This is a genomic window from Rhodocyclus gracilis (assembly GCF_009617575.1).
In the GTDB taxonomy this organism is placed as follows: domain Bacteria; phylum Pseudomonadota; class Gammaproteobacteria; order Burkholderiales; family Rhodocyclaceae; genus Rhodocyclus; species Rhodocyclus gracilis.
The window spans coordinates 39,790-56,564 of the sequence record NZ_WIXJ01000009.1; the positions used below are offsets into that span (position 1 = coordinate 39,790).

12 protein-coding genes are annotated in these 16,775 nt (G+C 61.9%); 8 read left to right on the forward strand and 4 right to left on the reverse strand.

The window, feature by feature from the left end; genetic code table 11:
* Positions 1-15: 15 nt before the first annotated feature.
* The 4 genes from GHK24_RS11350 to GHK24_RS11365 all read right to left on the reverse strand — a co-directional run bounded on the left by GHK24_RS11350 (position 16) and on the right by GHK24_RS11365 (position 7,311).
* Entirely contained in the window at positions 16-1,665 is a 1,650-nt protein-coding gene (locus GHK24_RS11350) for an ABC transporter ATP-binding protein (protein WP_153473001.1), read from the reverse strand.
* Positions 1,666-1,667: 2 nt separating this feature from the next.
* Positions 1,668-2,486 carry an ABC transporter permease gene (locus GHK24_RS11355; protein ID WP_153473002.1) on the reverse strand — a complete coding sequence of 273 codons (819 nt, stop codon included), beginning with the start codon at positions 2,484-2,486 and terminating at the stop codon, positions 1,668-1,670.
* Complete coding sequence (locus GHK24_RS11360; RefSeq protein ID WP_194286419.1) at positions 2,483-4,972, reverse strand: ABC transporter substrate-binding protein; 2,490 nt, start codon at positions 4,970-4,972, stop codon at positions 2,483-2,485. Before GHK24_RS11360 ends, GHK24_RS11355 begins: the two co-directional genes overlap by 4 nt.
* A gap of 137 nt (positions 4,973-5,109) precedes the next feature.
* On the reverse strand, positions 5,110-7,311 hold the full coding sequence (locus GHK24_RS11365) for a TonB-dependent receptor (protein WP_153473004.1): 2,202 nt from the start codon (positions 7,309-7,311) through the stop codon (positions 5,110-5,112).
* A gap of 389 nt (positions 7,312-7,700) precedes the next feature.
* Between GHK24_RS11365 and GHK24_RS11370 the strand changes: the two genes are divergently transcribed.
* From GHK24_RS11370 to GHK24_RS11405, 8 genes are all read left to right on the forward strand, one after another.
* Entirely contained in the window at positions 7,701-8,726 is a 1,026-nt protein-coding gene (locus tag GHK24_RS11370) for an isopenicillin N synthase family dioxygenase (RefSeq protein WP_153473005.1), read from the forward strand.
* Positions 8,719-10,002 (forward strand): O-acetylhomoserine aminocarboxypropyltransferase/cysteine synthase family protein, encoded by a 1,284-nt coding sequence (locus tag GHK24_RS11375; protein ID WP_153473006.1) that lies wholly within the window; start codon positions 8,719-8,721, stop codon positions 10,000-10,002. Before GHK24_RS11370 ends, GHK24_RS11375 begins: the two co-directional genes overlap by 8 nt.
* A gap of 16 nt (positions 10,003-10,018) precedes the next feature.
* The gene (locus tag GHK24_RS11380; protein ID WP_153473007.1) at positions 10,019-11,269 is read left to right on the forward strand and encodes a radical SAM protein; all 1,251 of its coding nucleotides are present in this window, start codon (positions 10,019-10,021) and stop codon (positions 11,267-11,269) included.
* A gap of 9 nt (positions 11,270-11,278) precedes the next feature.
* Positions 11,279-11,758, forward strand: a complete 480-nt coding sequence (locus GHK24_RS11385) for a pyridoxamine 5'-phosphate oxidase family protein (protein WP_153473008.1) — start codon at positions 11,279-11,281, stop codon at positions 11,756-11,758.
* A gap of 777 nt (positions 11,759-12,535) precedes the next feature.
* The gene (gene acuR / locus GHK24_RS11390; RefSeq protein WP_153473009.1) at positions 12,536-13,183 is read left to right on the forward strand and encodes an acrylate utilization transcriptional regulator AcuR; all 648 of its coding nucleotides are present in this window, start codon (positions 12,536-12,538) and stop codon (positions 13,181-13,183) included.
* A 198-nt stretch (positions 13,184-13,381) separates the two neighbouring features.
* Complete coding sequence (locus GHK24_RS11395) at positions 13,382-13,846, forward strand: tripartite tricarboxylate transporter TctB family protein (RefSeq protein ID WP_153473010.1); 465 nt, start codon at positions 13,382-13,384, stop codon at positions 13,844-13,846.
* A complete protein-coding gene (locus GHK24_RS11400; protein WP_153473011.1) occupies positions 13,843-15,348 on the forward strand; it encodes a tripartite tricarboxylate transporter permease in 1,506 nt (501 codons plus the stop codon). Before GHK24_RS11395 ends, GHK24_RS11400 begins: the two co-directional genes overlap by 4 nt.
* Before the next feature lie 31 nt (positions 15,349-15,379).
* Positions 15,380-16,759, forward strand: coding sequence for a phenylacetate--CoA ligase family protein (locus GHK24_RS11405; protein ID WP_153473012.1), 1,380 nt, complete (start codon positions 15,380-15,382; stop codon positions 16,757-16,759).
* The last annotated feature ends 16 nt before the right edge of the window (positions 16,760-16,775 follow it).

The window sequence follows — 16,775 nt, forward strand, 5'->3', positions numbered from 1 at the left end:
CTGGCCGTTGCCGGCTCAGCTCGCCACCGCGACGGGTATCTTCGCGGATTGCGGAAAGCGCCGTGCCAGCGCGAGGTCGAGGTCCGGCGACGCGGCAACGAGGCTCGCCGTATAGTCGTGCCGTGGATGCGCCAGCACCTCGGCGCTGTGCCCGGACTCGACCACCCGGCCGCGCTGCATGACGTAAAGCCGATCAGTGACGGCGCGAACGACCTGGATGTCGTGCGAGACGAACAGGTAAGCGAGACCGAGTTCGCGCGACAGCGTGCCCAGCAGTTCGAGAATCTGCGCCCGGATCGAGACGTCGAGCGCCGAGACGGCTTCATCGAGCACCAGCAGACGCGGTTCGCAGACCAGCGCGCGCGCGATCGCGATGCGCTGGCGCTGGCCTCCAGAGAATTCGTGCGGAAAGCGCTCGCCGTCGGCGGCGCTGAGTCCGACACGTTCGAGCACGCTGGCGATACGACGGCGGCGCTCGTCGGCTGCGGGCGCACCGGCACCGCGCCAGAGATGGAATGGCTCACCGACCACGTCGGCAACACGCCAGCGGGGGTTGAGGCTACCGTGCGGGTCCTGGAAGACGATCTGGATCTGCCGGCGAATCTTCTGCAGGCTGGCCGTATCGCCACCGGCATAGCCTTCGCCGGCAACGCGGATGGTGCCGCCGCGTAGTGTTTCCAGTCCGAGAATTGCGCGCAGCAAGGTCGATTTCCCGCAACCCGATTCGCCGACCAGGCCGACACGCTCGCCGGGATCGATGCGCAGCGAGACGCCGTCGACTGCCCGCACGGCGGGCGGCGGCCGGAACAGCGTCCGTTCGTGCGCCGGATATTCGCAGACCACGCGGTCCACTTCCAGCAGCGGCGCGCCTGTGCCTGCGGCGGAAGGTGCCGGCACAGGCTGCGGGCGGGAGTTGGCGAGCAGCGCTTGCGTATAAGGGTGCTGCGGATGACGCAGCACCTGGGCGACCGTTCCGTGCTCGACGATGCGGCCGCGTTCCATGACCGCCACCTCGTCGGCGATTTCCGCGATCACGCCGAGATCGTGGCTGACCAGCAGCAGGCCGCAAGCGTTCTCGCGCACCAGTTCGCGCAGCAATTCGAGAATGCGCGCCTGCGTGCTGACGTCGAGCGCGGTGGTCGGCTCGTCGGCGATCAACAGCTTCGGCTTCAGGACGATCGCCATGGCGATCGCCACGCGCTGCCGCTGACCGCCCGACAGCGTATGCGGATAACGGTCATGACCGACGCGGCTGGCGGGCAGGCCGACGCGCTCGAGCGTCGCGTGCGCCAGCGTCAGCGCTTCGCGGCGGCTGACGCGCCGGTGCGTGCGCACCACTTCGGCGACCTGCTCGTCGATGCGCAGCAGCGGATTGAGCGCGGTCATCGGCTCCTGAAAGACCATACCGATTTCACTGCCGCGGATCGCGCACAGCTCGCGTTCGCTGCGCTTGAGAAGATCGCGCCCGGCCAGATCGATCGTGCCGCTGCGCTGGGCGCCCGGCGGCAGCAGGCCGAGCACCGAGATCGCCGTCATCGACTTGCCCGAACCGGATTCGCCGACGAGGCCAAGCACCTCTCCGGCGCGCAGCGATAGCTCGATCCCGGACAGCAGTTTCCTGCCATCAACTTCAAGATGCAGACCGGAAATGTTCAGCAGTGCCATGCTCAGACCCCTTTCGCCAGACGCGGATCGAGCAGATCGCGCAGGCCGTTGCCGAGCCAGTTGAGGCCGAGCACCGAGAGCACGACCGCCAGACCGGGGTAGATCGCCAGACCGGGCGCCAGCGCCGTCAGCGTCTGCGCGTCGGCGAGCATGCGTCCCCAGCTCGGCAGCGGCGCCTGCGTTCCCAGTCCCAGATAAGCCAGCGCGCTCTCGGCGACGATGGCCAGTGCGAATTGCGTTGTTGCCTGCACCATCAGCGCACCGCCGAGGTTCGGCAGGATGTGTTCGAGCGAAATCCGCAGCGAATCCTTGCCGGCGACACGCGCAGCAAGGATGTATTCGCGCGGCCACAGACGCAGCGCACCGGCGCGCGTCACGCGGGCGAAGACCGGTATGTTGAACAGGCCGATGGCGAGGATGGCGTTGAGCGCGCCGGGGCCGAAAGCCGTCGTCAGCAGGATGGCCACCAGCAGTGCCGGGAAGGCAAACACCACATCGTTGCCGCGCATGACGATCTCGTCGATCCATCCGCGCCGCGCGGCGGCGAAGAGCCCGAGCGCAATGCCGGGTACGGCGCCAAGCACGACTGCCGCGACGGCGACACCGAGCGAGGTGGAGGCACCGCGCATCAGCATCGAGAGCACATCGCGGCCGAGCTGATCAGTGCCCAGCCAGTGGTTGACGCCGATCGGCTGCAGGCGCCCGATGATCGACAGCTGCGTCGGGTCGTACGGCGTCCACAGCAGCGAGAGCAACGCCAGCGCGACGAAGACCCCGCTCGTCAGTCCGCCTAGCGCCAGGGCGGGAGAGAGCCTTGTCATCGCCTTGCCCCGGTGCCGAGACGCGGATCGACGATGTGGTAGGCCAGATCGACGAGGAAGGACACCGTTACCACGATCAGCACCAGCAGCAGCACCACGTTCTGCACGAGGATCAGGTCGCGTTGGGCAACCGCCTGCAGCACCAGGCGACCGATTCCGGGCAGGAAAAAGACGTTTTCGATGACCACCGCACCGGCGAGCAGGAAGGAAAACTGCAGGCCGAGAATGGTCAGTACCTCGATCGCCGCGTTCGGCAGGGAGTGGCGGCAGAGCGCGGCAAAGGCGCCCAGGCCTTTGGCCCGTGCCGTACGCAGGTAGTCCTCGGCGCTGGTTTCGATCAGCGCCGTGCGCAGCACGCTGGCGAGAATGGCCGCCTGCGGCAACGCCAGCGCCAGCGCCGGCAGGAGCAGCGAAGTCAGTGCCGTGCCGAAGCCGTGTTCCCAGCCGGCGAAGCCGCCGGCGGGCAGCCAGCGCAGCCCGATCGCGAATACCAGCGCCAGCAGCATTCCCAGCCAGAAGTTCGGAATCGCGATGCCGCACTGGGTGAGCGCAGCCAGTACGCGGTCGGGCCAGCGGCCGCGATAGTAGGCGCCGGCGATGCCCGCTGGCAGTGCCAGCGCGGTCGAGCCGAGCAAGGCGAGCACGGCCAGTGGCAGCGATACCTGAATGCGGTCGGCGATCAGGGTGGCCACCGGAACCTGATAGATGTAGCTCTGTCCGGCGTCGCCGTGCAGCAGACCACCAATCCACTGGCCATAGCGTGCGACGGCGCTCTGATCGAGCCCGAGCTGGCGGCGCAGGGCATCGACTGCCGCGGGGTCGGCATTAACGCCCATGATGCTCAGCGCCGGATCGCCCGGCGCTACCTGAACGAGCACAAATACCAGAACGCTGGCGACGAACAAGGTCACCAGCAGCGCGCCGAGGCGCTGCAGCAGCCAGAGTGCACCGAGGCGTCGCCATGCCGACAGGCCAGCGGCAAGCGCCGCCGCCGCGATGCCGAGCAAGCCCAGGCTGCTCAGCGCTGACGTCAAGCCGCTGCCGGCGTCCTCAGCCGTGCCATCGCCGTGAGGCGCATCGACGATGCGCACGGCGCCGAGCTCGGTCGATCCGCTGACGCTGCCCACCGGCAGTCCTTCGACGCGCCGGTCGCGGACCTGCAGCAAGGGGTATTGAAAGAGAAAGCCGTTGGCCGCGTCGCGGGCCAGAATCTGCTGCAATTCTCGCAGGATGCCAAGGCGTTCCTGCGCATCGACGGTATCGGCAAGCGAGGCCAGCTTGCGTTTGTAGTCGTCGCTGCGGTACCCGAAGTAGTAGTCGTCGCGCCCGTAGATCGTGTAATCCAGCGGCTCGGCATGGACGACGATCGACAGGTCGAAATCGTGGCGCACGAAAACCTGGTCCATCCACTGCGCCCATTCGAGGTTCTCGATACGCGTCTGGATGCCGACCTGCGCCAGCTGCGCGGCGACGATTTCGCCGCTGCGCCGGGCGTAGGCGGTCGGTGGCAGTTTCAGGGTCAGTGACAGTCCTTCGGCGCCGGCCTCGCGCAACAGCTCGCGTGCGCGTTCGGGCCGGTGCGGATAAACGCCGGCGAGGTCGACCCAGGCGCGGTTGGCCGGCGAGAAGTGACTGCCGATCGGTGTGCCGTAGCCGAACATTGCCCCGTCGATGATTGCCTGACGGTCGAGCGCGTAGGAAATTGCCCGCCGCACGCGCAGGTCGGCGAGCGCCGGCCGCCGGTGGTTGAAGGCGAGCACGGTCTCGCCTTCGGTACTCGCGGTTTCGACGACGAAGCGGCGGTCTGCCTTGAACTGGGCGAGGTTTTCCGGCGCCGGATAATTGGGAAAGACATCGAGATCGCCAGCCATCAGGGCCGCGTAGGCGGCGGCCGGATCCTGAATGAAGCGATAGACCACGCGTTCGAGCGGCGGCTGCCCACCCCAGTAATCGTCGTTGCGCAATAGCGTGACCGAGTCGCCGCGACGCCAGTCGGCGAAGCGGAACGGACCGGTTCCGATCGGGTGTGCCCGATTGCCGGTGGCGCTGGCCGGCGCCACCATCACCAGCGCGCCGCTGGCCAGCGACTGCAGCAGGTTGCCGTCGCGCCGCTGCAGGTGGATGCGCAAGCGCAGCGGTGCCAGCACGTCGACCGAGGCGACCGCCGCCAGCAAAGAACGCTGCGGGTTGAGCGAGTCGGCAGCGCGGGCGCGCTCCAGTGCAAAGCGCGCGACCTCGGCGTCGAAAGGCGTACCGTCGTGGAAACGCACGCCGGCGCGCAGCTGAAAGGTGTAGTCGAGTCCGTCAGCCGAAATCTTCCACGACTCGGCGAGTCGCGGCTCGGGAGTGCCGTCGGCGGCAAGGCGCAGCAAGCCTTCGTACAGGTTGCCGTAGCACAGCTCGTTGATCGGTGCGGCGGCGGCGCTGGTCGGATCGAGCTGCGGCGGCTCGAGTTGCATGCCGACGCGTAGGGTGGCCGCGTTCACCCAGCAACACCACGTGGCAATCGCGAGCCCGGACAGGAGCCGAGCAATATGCGGCTTATAAAACACAGTGAGCGAAAAGTTATCCCAAAGGGCGGCGCCGAGGCGCCCCTTTGAGGCGTCCCGGCACATCACTGCTATCAAAAGGCGTAGTTCAGAACAGCGCCGACGGTCCGCGGCTGACCGGCCAAGGCAACGTTCAAGTCATCAGACGTACCACCCGGGCGATTGCCGAAGAAATTACGCGTCAGGTCATACTTCTCGTTGAACAAGTTGCGCACCCAAAAGCTGACTTGCCACGGTGCGCCCACCTGACTGACCTCGAAGCGAGCATTGGCAAGCCAGTAGGACTTGATGTCGTACACGTTGCCGCCATCTGGATTCACGATGTTGAGCCACGACTTGTAGGTATCGTGATAACTGTAGTCACCAGCGAGCTTAAAGCGATAGCCAGCAGCCCCCCACGCATAAGCTACGCTGCCGCCATAGCTCAATTTCGGCATGAACTGGTCTTTGCCCGAAAGGTCACCTAATTGAAGCGACTTGAAGTCACGGAATGTGGCGTGCTTGTAGCCGAGTGACTGAGTGATGGTGAGACCTGATAGCGGAATCCAGTTCAGTTCAATCTCACCGCCGTCCACTGCCGAGCTATTTATATTAACTATTTTACCTATCAGCGCCCCAGACGGACTTTGTGTTATGTCCTGGAACTGCTGGTTGTGATAGTCATAGTGAAAGACTGAAGCATTCAGACGCAGATTACCTGCCAGATCTGCCTTGAACCCCGTCTCGTAAGCCACCAGTGTTTCTGGTTCAAACGGAGTAAGTGCGTAGGTATTGAAGGTGTTATGCGCCGTAATACCACCCGACTTGATACCACGACTGACTGACCCATAGAGCAAGGCGTTTTTGTCGAGCTGATATTCAATACCGAGCTTTCCGGATGTACCATCCGTCGAGAGAGAAGAACTCGCGCCAGCTACGTTCGCCCACGCCTGCACAGGCGTCGTTGTCGTACTGAAATCGCTAATCGTGCGCTTTTCATGCTCCTGGCGTACACCAATAATGCCCTTCCAGTTCTGCGCGAGCTTGTAATCCAGCTGACCGAAAAGCGCCTGAGTCTCGCCGTCCTGCTTGTACTTGGTGCGCGTAATCACACCGTAGTCGCGGGTAAAATCGGTATACCAATCCTCGTTGAGTTTTTCGCTGGAATAGTAGGCGCCGACAACCCAATTTAGATCGGTCGTTTTATTCGATGCCAGTCGCACTTCCTGGGAGAAAATATTGGCATCGTCTTTCCAGTAGACGTCAGCGTTATTGACAGAAGTGCCATCCCAGTCAGAGAGTTCGCGGCGATGAAAATTCTGCGCACTGGTAATGCTTGTTAGCTTGACCGTATCGAGATCCCAGTTAACTGTCAGTGCGACGTTGGTCGAATCATTATCTTTAGTCGGCTTCTGATTCTGGGAAACGCCAATCATGCGCGAGAATGCAGCGGTTCGGCCCCAGCCCGTTGCGGTCAGATCCGTGTCAGCTGCGTAACCATAGTGTGGACGTGCGGTAAAAAGATACAAACCTTGCGCGTCCGATTTATCTTGGCCATAGCTAGCGGTAAGCGCTATTTTCAGATCGCGAGTTGCATCAAGCTCAAGCTGCCCGCGAAAGGCGGAAATATCCTTGGCGCCGAGCTTTTCGCCGGTCTCTCGGTTGTGCTGCCAAGCGCCACCCTGCTCGGTAGCATATGAGAACCGGCCCCTCAAAGATTCACTAATTGGGCCGGACAAAAATCCTTGGATAGTCTTCGTATCATAAGACGAATAGCCTATTGACACGTCGCCTTCAAACTCTTTTGTTGGCTTGCGCGTCTGGAAATTTATCGCGCCACCGGTCGTGTTCTTCCCGTAAAGAGTACCTTGTGGTCCACGAAGAACTTCGACACGATCCAGATCGAACAACAGCCCCTGCGTCTGAACGGGAAATCCATAAGAAACTTCGTCGACGTACACCCCAACAGCTGAAGAATTATTGGGGCCGTAGTCCTGAAAGCCTATGCCGCGAATCCGGAACTGAGACTGGCCACTACCAAAAGCCGGCTCGATTTCGAGGCTTGGCACCTCGTTCTGCAGTTGGTTGATGTTAGTGACGCCACGCGCTTGGAGTTCGTCACCTGACAGCACCGAGATGGCAACACCAACATCCTGAGCAGACTCTTCACGCTTCTGCGCAGTAACAACAACCTTCTCCAGAGTCGTCGCTTCCGTTACCGCGCGTGTCTCAGCCGCTGGAGCGACACTCGAGACCCCGATGACACCAATCGAGGCTCCAATCAGTACCCGTTTCATTTTTTTCACCCCTGTCGATTATCCACGTCCAACCGATCAATCACCACGACCCGATCAATTGTCGAGGTCACTGAATGAATAGCCCGCGCATTTAAGAGGTGAAACAAATAGAAATGAACAAACTTGTCATTGGATGCATATCAGATCTAATGAATAAGCTCGTAGCAAAAACAACACATGCCAAGGACGTAAATAGAAGCCGGCCCGGGACATGCCTTAAATGCTTATTAGCTTGTTCAAATCGAGCTTCGCTACTTATTAGCAATATTGATTAGCGCGAAGCAGTAGTGGCCTTATATTCGCACTCCCAACTGCACCTTCCCCCCTGCCAGCACACGGCTAGCCCACCTGCCGAAAAAGGCTTGGAACAGGCAATCAACGACGAATACATGGCACTCCCTACTTTTGCTCTGCACGACTTTGATGCCTCTACGGGTTCGCATCAGGACAACATTTTCCGGCTGCGTGAAGCTGCCCACTCGCATGGCTTTTTTTACCTCTCTGGACATGGAATTCCTGAGTCGTTAATTGCTGGGGCATTTCGCGTCAGTCGTGAGTTCTTTGACCGGCCCGACGCAGTGAAAAGGGAAATCGAAAATTGGCATTCGCCGCATTTCCGCGGCTATACGCGGACAGGCTCCGAGTTGACGCGCGGCGCCCGCGACTGGCGCGAACAGCTCGATTTCGGTGCCGAACGCCCCGTCCGCACAGCCTCGGCAGATGCTCCTCCATGGGCACTTCTTGAAGGGCCTAACCAATGGCCAGCAGATATTCCGGCACTGAAGCCCGTTGTTCTCGAACTGCAAGCACAACTGACTGAAGCGGCCTCGCGGCTGCTACGTGCGCTCGCCACCGCCCTTGGTCAGGATGCCGAAGTATTCACGCCACTGATCGGCGAAACGCCAACGCTATTGCTCAAGCTGATTCGCTATCCAGGCAGTGATTTCGCCGACAGCACACAGGGCGTCGGTGCGCACAAGGACACCGGCCTGCTGACCTTCGTCCTCCAGCATGAACAAAGCGGCCTGGAGGTCCAGGATGGCGAAGGCTGGATCGCGGTGCCGCCGCGCGCCGGCACGCTGGTGGTCAACATCGGCGAGATGCTCGAACTGGCCAGCGGCGGCTACCTGCATGCCAACGTGCACCGCGTGGTGACTCCCGCCGGGCAGAACGACCGCCTGTCGATCGCTTACTTCCTCAATCCGCATCTCGACGCGCGCGTCCGGCCGATCGCGCTGCCGGCGGCTCTGCAAGCGGCGGCGCGGCCCTCCGCCCACGATCCTGACAACCCGCTGCTCGAACAGGTCGGACTCAACCTGCTCAAGAGCCAGCTTCGCTCGCATCCGGAAGTCGCGCGCCGCTACTACGCCGGCGTCGCCGATACCGTTGCCGGCAAGGGAGCGGAACATGCCTGATGCCGCAGCAAACTTCCGGCCAGACCATCGCTTCGAAACGCTGCAGGTGCACGCGGGACAGACGCCCGCGCCCGTGACCAATGCCCGCGCGCTGCCGATCTATCAGACGAGCTCCTTCACCTTCAATGACTCAGCGCACGCAGCCCGGCTGTTTGCGCTTGAGGAAGAGGGCAACGTCTACACGCGCATCTTCAACCCGACCTCGGACGTCTTCGAACGGCGTATCGCCGCGCTCGAAGGTGGCGTGGCCGCGGTGGCTGTCGGCACGCACGCCGCGGCGCGCTTTCTCGCCTTCAACACCTTGCTCACGCACGGCGACGATATCGTCGTCTCGAACAGTATCGGCAGCGAGACGCGTCACCAGTTGCTCGCTTTCGAGCGCAATTTCGGCATCCATGCCCGCTTCGTCGACGATGGCGTTGCCGGCGCCTTCGCGCCGGCGATCGGTCCGCGCACGCGCGCCGTCTACGTCGAAACGCTTGCCGGCGCAGGATTGCGCGTGCCCGATTTCGCGGGTATTGCCGAGGTGGCGCACGCCGCCGGCCTGCCCTTGCTGGTCGACAACACGGCCGGCGGTGGCGGCTATCTGGCGCAGCCGCTGGCGCATGGCGCCGACGTCGTCATCGCGGCAACGAACCGGCTGATTGGCGGCCACGGCGCGCCTGCCGGCGGCGTGATCATCGACGGCGGTCGTTTCGATTGGTCCAGCGGCCGCTTTGCCGAGTTCACGCAGCCGTCGGCCGGCTATCACGGCCTGCGCTTCTGGGAACGCTTCGGTCCCGGCAGCCCGACCGGCAACGTCGCCTTCGCCATCCGCAGCCGGGTCGAAGGCGCGCGCGACATCGGCCCCAGCCTTTCGCCGCTGAGTGCCTTCCAGTTCGTGATTGGCCTCGAAACGCTGTCGCTGCGCGCGCAGCGACACGCCGACAACGCGCTGGCGCTGGCGCATTGGTTGCGCGCGCGTCCCGAGGTGTCCGCCGTGGTCTACCCCGGCCTGCCCGAACATCCGCAGCATGCGCTGGCACGGCGTTATCTGCCGAACGGCTTCGGCTCCGAACTGCGCTTCGTGCTGCGCGGCGGCGGCGACGCAGCGGCCCGGCTGCTGGCCGGGCTCGAACTGGTCGGGAGTGTCGTCAATCCCGACGACGGCAGGACGCAGATCGACACGGTCGAGCCGGAAAACGCTCTGTCGGATGGCGCCACGCTACGCCTGTTCGCCGGCCTTGAACATTTCGACGATCTGGTCGCCGACATCGACCGGGCACTGACCCGTTAACAGAAGGATTACCGCAATGCATGCGCTCAGCGAGAGCAGTCTGCGCCCGCTTTCCTACCGGGAAGTGGTCGCCAAGTATCCCGAGGTTCCGCACTTCATCATCCTCAAGATCGACGTCCAGCGGCGTGGCGTGACCTACACCGAGGCCGCCTTGACGCAGGCCGATCCGGCCCGCCACATGCTGCAGGCGCGCAGCATCTTTCACTCGATCGGCGAAAAGGAGTCGCTTGTCCCGATCTCGCTGCTGCTGCGCGACGGCACCTCGATCCTGTCGGGGCCGCGTCCGAACGCGATCGACCCCTACGTCGTCGACTTCATCGACGGCCGGCTGGTGCTGACCGACCATGGCGAGGTTCTCGAGGAAGTCGAATACTGGCTGAAGCCGGATTTCCACGATCGGTTCACCTCGTCGGGAAAGCCGATGTGGCAAGTGGCAACGCCGCGGCCGCAGCGCATCGACATCAACCCCTACGCCTACTGCCACTATTGGGACGATGGCAAGGGCTGCAAGTACTGCAACATCGCGGCGCACTACAACAAGGAACGGCGCCTGAACAACAAGCCGCTGCGTCTCGATCCGCGCGATGCCTATGAGACCGTGCGCGAAGCGATCCGCCAGCCCGGCCGCTTCCTGACTGTCGGCCTGACCTGTGGCTCGATCCTCGGAGAAGGCGAACTGTTTGCCGAAGAAGTCGACATCTACATCGAAACCCTGCAGGCAATCGGCGAGAACTTCACGACACGGCGCTTCCCGAGCCAGCTGGTCGCCTCGGCCTTCAGTCTCGAGCAGTTGCAGCGCATCCACGAGCAGACCGGCCTGCTGACCTATACCTCCGACATCGAAGTGCTCGACGAGGAGAAGTTCAACTGGATCTGCCCCGGCAAGGCAGTCCGCCCCGGCTACCGCGAGTGGAAGCGCCGGCTGGTCGACGCCGTCGGCATCTTTGGCCGCGGCTACGTGAATACCGGCATCGTCGGCGGCGTCGAAACAGCCAGGCCGCATGGCTTTGCCACTGAAGAAGACGGCTTGCGCGCGACGCTCGAAGAGGCCGAGGACCTCGCCAGCAAGGGGGTGAGCACCGTCTATTGCGTCTGGGTGCCGATCACCGGTTCCGTTTTCCACAAGCAGCAGGCGCCCTCGCTCGAGTACTTCGTCCGGCTGGCAAAGGGGCTCGACAGCATCCGTCGCTACTACGGCCTGCTCGTCGACATGGACAACTACCGCATCTGCGGCAACCACCCCGATACCGACCTGTCGAGAATCTAGGAAACGCCCATGTCCAAGTACACGCTCGCCGCGGAAATCCGCGAACTCCTGAACCGCGCCGACAGCGTCAAGACACTGGCGCTGCTGGCCGAGGACGGATCACCCTACGTGATCTTCGCGCCCGGCCTGCACGTCGACGACGATGGCCGCCTCGTCTATCCCGAAGCTTTCGAACACTCGCAGGCCAATGCGCATTTGGTCCGCTCTATCTGGTTCGATCAACCCATTACCGCCGCGTTGCTCGCAGCAGATGGCCGCTCTTTCCAAATTTTTTGCAAACCCTACAAGGCAGTCATATCCGGACCGGTTTATGAGCATTACTATCGTCAAAAACAGCAAAGAAACGAAAATTTCTCGCTTTCGACGATTTGGCTTATTGACCCACTGTCGATAACGGAAACTAGCGACGCAGTTCGAGGCGTCGAATCCGAATCAGACAGAATGCCGCTACTTCACCTAGATCGTATCGCCGTAAAGGCAGTGGGCTAGTGATCGCATTCCGCGCTGACTAGGGCCGCCACAAAAATGAAAAGGGCACTTCAGAAGAAGTGCCCTTTTTTGTATTCGGCTGGCGCGCCCGACTGGATTCGAACCAGTGACCCCTGCCTTCGGAGGGCGAATTTCGGCATTGGTACTAACCGTCAAAGATCGGTGCGAACAGAGCGCCCGCAGCCGACACAGTCATAACCAACTGTATATATTGCGTGTTTTACAAATCGATTTGTGACATATGTCGCCACGATGCGCCAGTTTATGTCCGCCAATTGTCACAAGTGCCGATGCAAATTGCGCGTGGACACGAACCGCTCACGCCCCCTGCTCGCTCACGCTCTCGCGTCGCATGGATCCTTCGCTGCTTGGTTTCAATTCGTTTTCTCGTTGCTGCATATAGCATGCACTGCAAATCGTTCGAACGAATAAGCTTCTGAGAGCAGCCTCTTCCGGACAGAGCAGATGTTCGAACATCTACTATCGCCGGAAGCAGCAGGCCGATGCCGATTTTTTGTTATCGACCATCTAGCTGATCGACGCGCTGTCGGTCAGCGAAACCAGCGATCCGGTCCGCAGCCCCAACTCGGAATCCGGACGGATGCCGTTGCTAAACTTTGACCGTATTGCCCGATCAACATGACCGAATTGCGCTTAGTTCGCTGATATTAGCTCAGACGGAATGATTCTTTTCCCCGCATTGGGTATGCGCTTTAGCATTTCGCTTCGACTCCTGCGCCAACTATCCGTTATCAACTCTTCGTCAAATTGACCATCATGACCAGCGAGCGCACCGGTCCAGGGCGCCCTCCGCGACTACACCAGGACGGCTTGGACACGCGTAACGCCCTGATCCGTTGCGGAGTCGAGATCCTTACCGAAAAGAGTTTCGCTGCGACCAGCATCGGCGACATCCTCGGTCGACTGAACGTACCCAAGGGTTCCTTCTATCACTACTTCGACAGCAAGGAAGCCTTTGGCTGCGCGGTCATCGACAGCTATGCCGAGTATTTCGCGCACAAGCTTGATCGCCTTTTTGGTAACGACAAGGAACCTCCCCTGCAACGCATCGCCAATTTCATCGCCGACGCCGAGCGCGGCATGGAACGCTACCATTTCCAGCGCGGCTGCCTGATCGGCAATCTCGGCCAGGAAATGAACTGTTTGCCGGAAGCGTTCCGCGACAAACTCGAAGCCACCTTTGTCGCTTGGCAACGCCGGCTCGCCGCCTGCCTGAGAGAAGCTCAGCAGGAAGGAAGCCTAGATGCCGCAGCCGACTGCTGCCAGCTTGCCGCTTTTTTCTGGATCGGCTGGGAGGGGGCAGTACTGCGTGCGAAGCTGATCGGCAACGTCGCGCCGCTACGTACCTTCGCCTCCGGCTTCTTCGGCGGACTTCCCCGTCAGACCCGCGCTGAAGGTGCATAAGGACATAGAAGCAATACTAGTAAGCTTTGAAGTTCTAAGTCGTTCTTCGCCGCAAAGCGCCTGCCGATAATCTGCCGGAAGTCTTGGTCCGGCAGCGCTCGAAGCGGTCATATGAAGGACGGTTGCGAGTACTGCGTTTTTTTTTAGCCCTTTGTAGACGATCGGTCTGTTTTTCGTCTCCAGTCAGGGAACTCGCAAATGAAACTCCGTCTGATCGGCCACCGCGACATCGCCGCCGGCCTATTCTTCTTCGTTCTCGGTAGCCTCACAGCTTGGGGATCCACTGCCTACAAGCTTGGCAATGCGATGCGCATGGGGCCAGGATATTTCCCGCTTGCCCTCGGTCTGCTGCTGGCTGCCCTCGGTCTGTTGCTGGTGCTCCGGAATACCCGCCCCGATCTTCTCTCCGACGAATCCCGTCTGATCGAGAAGCCCTGCCTGCGCTCACTCGGGCTAATCGGTTTCAGCCTGCTGACATTTGCCTTCGCACTGCAAACAGCCGGGCTGATCGTTGCCACCCTTGGACTGGTTATATTCAGTGGTATTGCCTACCGCGCCTTCAACTGGAAGGAACTTGGTCTTCTTAGCGGCGGCCTGGCCACCTTCGCCGTGCTGGTGTTCGCCTATGGCCTCGGTCTGCCCTTACAAGTCTTCCCGGCATGACCGAACTGCTTGCACAACTGACGCAAGGATTCGAAGCCGCTGCTAGCCTGGGCAACCTTGGCTATTGTCTGGTTGGCGTCACCCTTGGCACGCTGATCGGCGTACTGCCCGGCATTGGTCCCGTTGCCACCATTGCCATGCTGCTACCGGCCACTTACGGCCTGCCACCGCTCAGCGCACTGATCATGCTGGCCGGTATCTACTACGGAGCCCAGTACGGCGGATCAACGTCCGCAATTCTCGTCAATCTGCCGGGAGAATCGTCGTCGGTCATCACCTGCATCGACGGTTACGCCATGGCCCGCCGGGGTCGCGCCGGCGCCGCCCTGGGCATCGCTGCCCTTGGCTCCTTCTTTGCCGGGACGGTCGCCACCTTGGTCATCGCCGTGCTCGCAGCCCCCCTCTCCGAGCTGGCACTTAAATTCGGTCCAGCCGAGTACTTCTCGCTGATGATCCTCGGCCTCATCGCAGCCATCGTGCTGGCGAAAGGCTCGCTGATCAAGGCCATCGCCATGACCACCCTTGGCTTGTTGCTTGGACTCGTCGGAACCGATGTGAACTCCGGCGTAGAGCGCTTCAGCTTCGGCATTCCCGAACTCTCTGACGGCTTCGGCTTCGTTGTTGTCTCCATGGGACTTTTCGGAATCGCCGAAATCGTCCACAACCTCGAGAAACACGAGACCCGCCAGGTTTTCACCAGTCACGTAGGCAAGTTGCTACCCGGACGCGAAGATTTCCGGCGCAGCTGGAAACCGGTCCTGCGCGGCACTTTCCTCGGCTCACTTCTCGGCGTACTGCCGGGTGGTGGGGCTGTGTTGAGTTCCTTTGCCGCCTATTCACTTGAAAAGAAACTGGCTGACGATCCCTCTCGCTTTGGTAAAGGCGCCATTGAAGGGGTTGCCGCACCGGAGTCGGCTAACAATGCCGGAGCCCAGACATCCTTCATTCCGCTGCTGACACTCGGCATACCGCCCAACGCGGTGATGGCCTTGATGGTTGGAGCAATGATGATTCACGGCATCGTTCCCGGTCCTCAGGTCATGACCGAGCGCCCGGAACTGTTCTGGGGGCTGATCGCCAGCATGTGGATCGGCAACGCGCTGCTGGTACTACTCAACCTGCCGCTGATCGGCCTCTGGGTGCGCCTGCTCAAAGTTCCCTACCGTCTGCTCTATCCGGCCATCCTGCTGTTCTGCTGCGTCGGCATCTACAGCGTCAATCAGAGCGCGCTGGAAGTCGCCTTCGCCGTCGGTTTTGGTGTCCTCGGCTACCTATTCATCAAGCTCGACTGCGAACCGGCGCCCCTACTGCTCGGCTTCGTACTCGGCCCGCTGATGGAAGAGAACTTGCGCCGCGCCATGCTGCTTGCGCGGGGGGACGCGACGGTATTCCTGACCCGCCCGTTGAGTGCCGCCCTGCTCTCACTGGCCGCGCTGCTGATAGTCGTCCTGGTACTCCCCACCGTGCGCAAGACCCGCGATGTCGCCTTCCAGGAAAACTGATTCCTAACGAACCCTGAGAACGAATGGAACCATGAGCATCAACCCGCACAATCCTTACGCCATCGCCACCCGTGACCCGGCCGAATACCAGGCACAGCTTGGCGAACACCGGTTCCGAAAACTGAAGGAACAGATCCGCTACCTGTGGTCCAACGAAGACTACTTCCGCCCGCGCTTCCTCGCCGCCGGCGTCAACTCGCCGGACGACATCCGCAGCATTGACGATTTCCGCCGGCTGCCCGCCTTCATGGACAAGGCCAGCCATCGGCAATCGCAGGAAGATTCGCTGGCCCGCTACAACCACCCCTTCGGCCTGCACCTGACGGCACCGCTGGAAAGCGTCGTGCATCTGGCCGGGACTTCCGGGACGACCGGCAGGCCGACCTTCTACGCCTTCACCAAGCGCGATCTGGAGATTTCCCATCAGACCTTGGGCCGCCTGTTCAAGGAAGCCGGCATCCGGCCGGGAGAAACCACTTTCCACGCTTTCGGCCTGTCGCTGTGGCTGGCTGGCGTCACCTACGTGCAGGCGCTGGAAGCCTACGGCGCCCGCCCGGTGGCGCTGGGTGCCGAAGCCGGCGTACCGAAGATTCTGAACTACATCGATTTCACCAGGCCGACGACGCTGTTCGCCACGCCATCGATGATCAACCAGTTGATCGACCGGGCACCCGGCGAGATCGGCAAGCCGGTCGGGGCGCTCGGTATCCGCCGCATTCTCTGCGCTGGCGAACCGGGCGCCGGCCTACCGGCCTTCCGCCAACGGGTACGTGAGCATTTCGGCGCCGAGGTTTTCGACATGATGGGCGGTGCCTGGCACAACGCGCTGGTCTCCTGCACCAGCACCGACTACCACGGCATGCACTATCTGACCGACGACAGCTGCTTCCGCTACGACCTGGTCGATCCGGTAAGCAAGGAGCCGATCCCGCTCACCGACGGCGCCGTCGGCGAGGCCTTGCATACCGCGCTTGACTATCAGGCGGCGCCGGCCTTCCGCTACGCCACCGGCGACATCATCAAGATCAACGTCGGCGAATGCCCGGGCTGCGGCGTCTTCGGCACCCGGCTGCAGATCGTCGGTCGCGTCGACGACATGCTGGCGATCAAGGGGGTCAAGGTCTATCCCGCCGCGATCCAGAACGTCGTGCTGCAGTTCCAGCCGGAAATCTCCGGCGAACTGCGCATCCGCCTGGATGCCCCACCACCCCGAGTCGAAGGACAACTGCGCCTGAGCATTGAAGCCGCCACCGGCGTGCCGGAAACGCAATGGCCGGAACTCGCCCGCCGCATCGAGCAGCGCATCCGCGAACTGCTGACATTCCGCCCGGCGGTGACCATCCTCCCCTTCGGCAGTCTGCCGCGCACCGGCGGCAAAACCAAGCTGATAGAAATCGCCCCTCTGCCCTGAGCAATTTTCAAGGAAT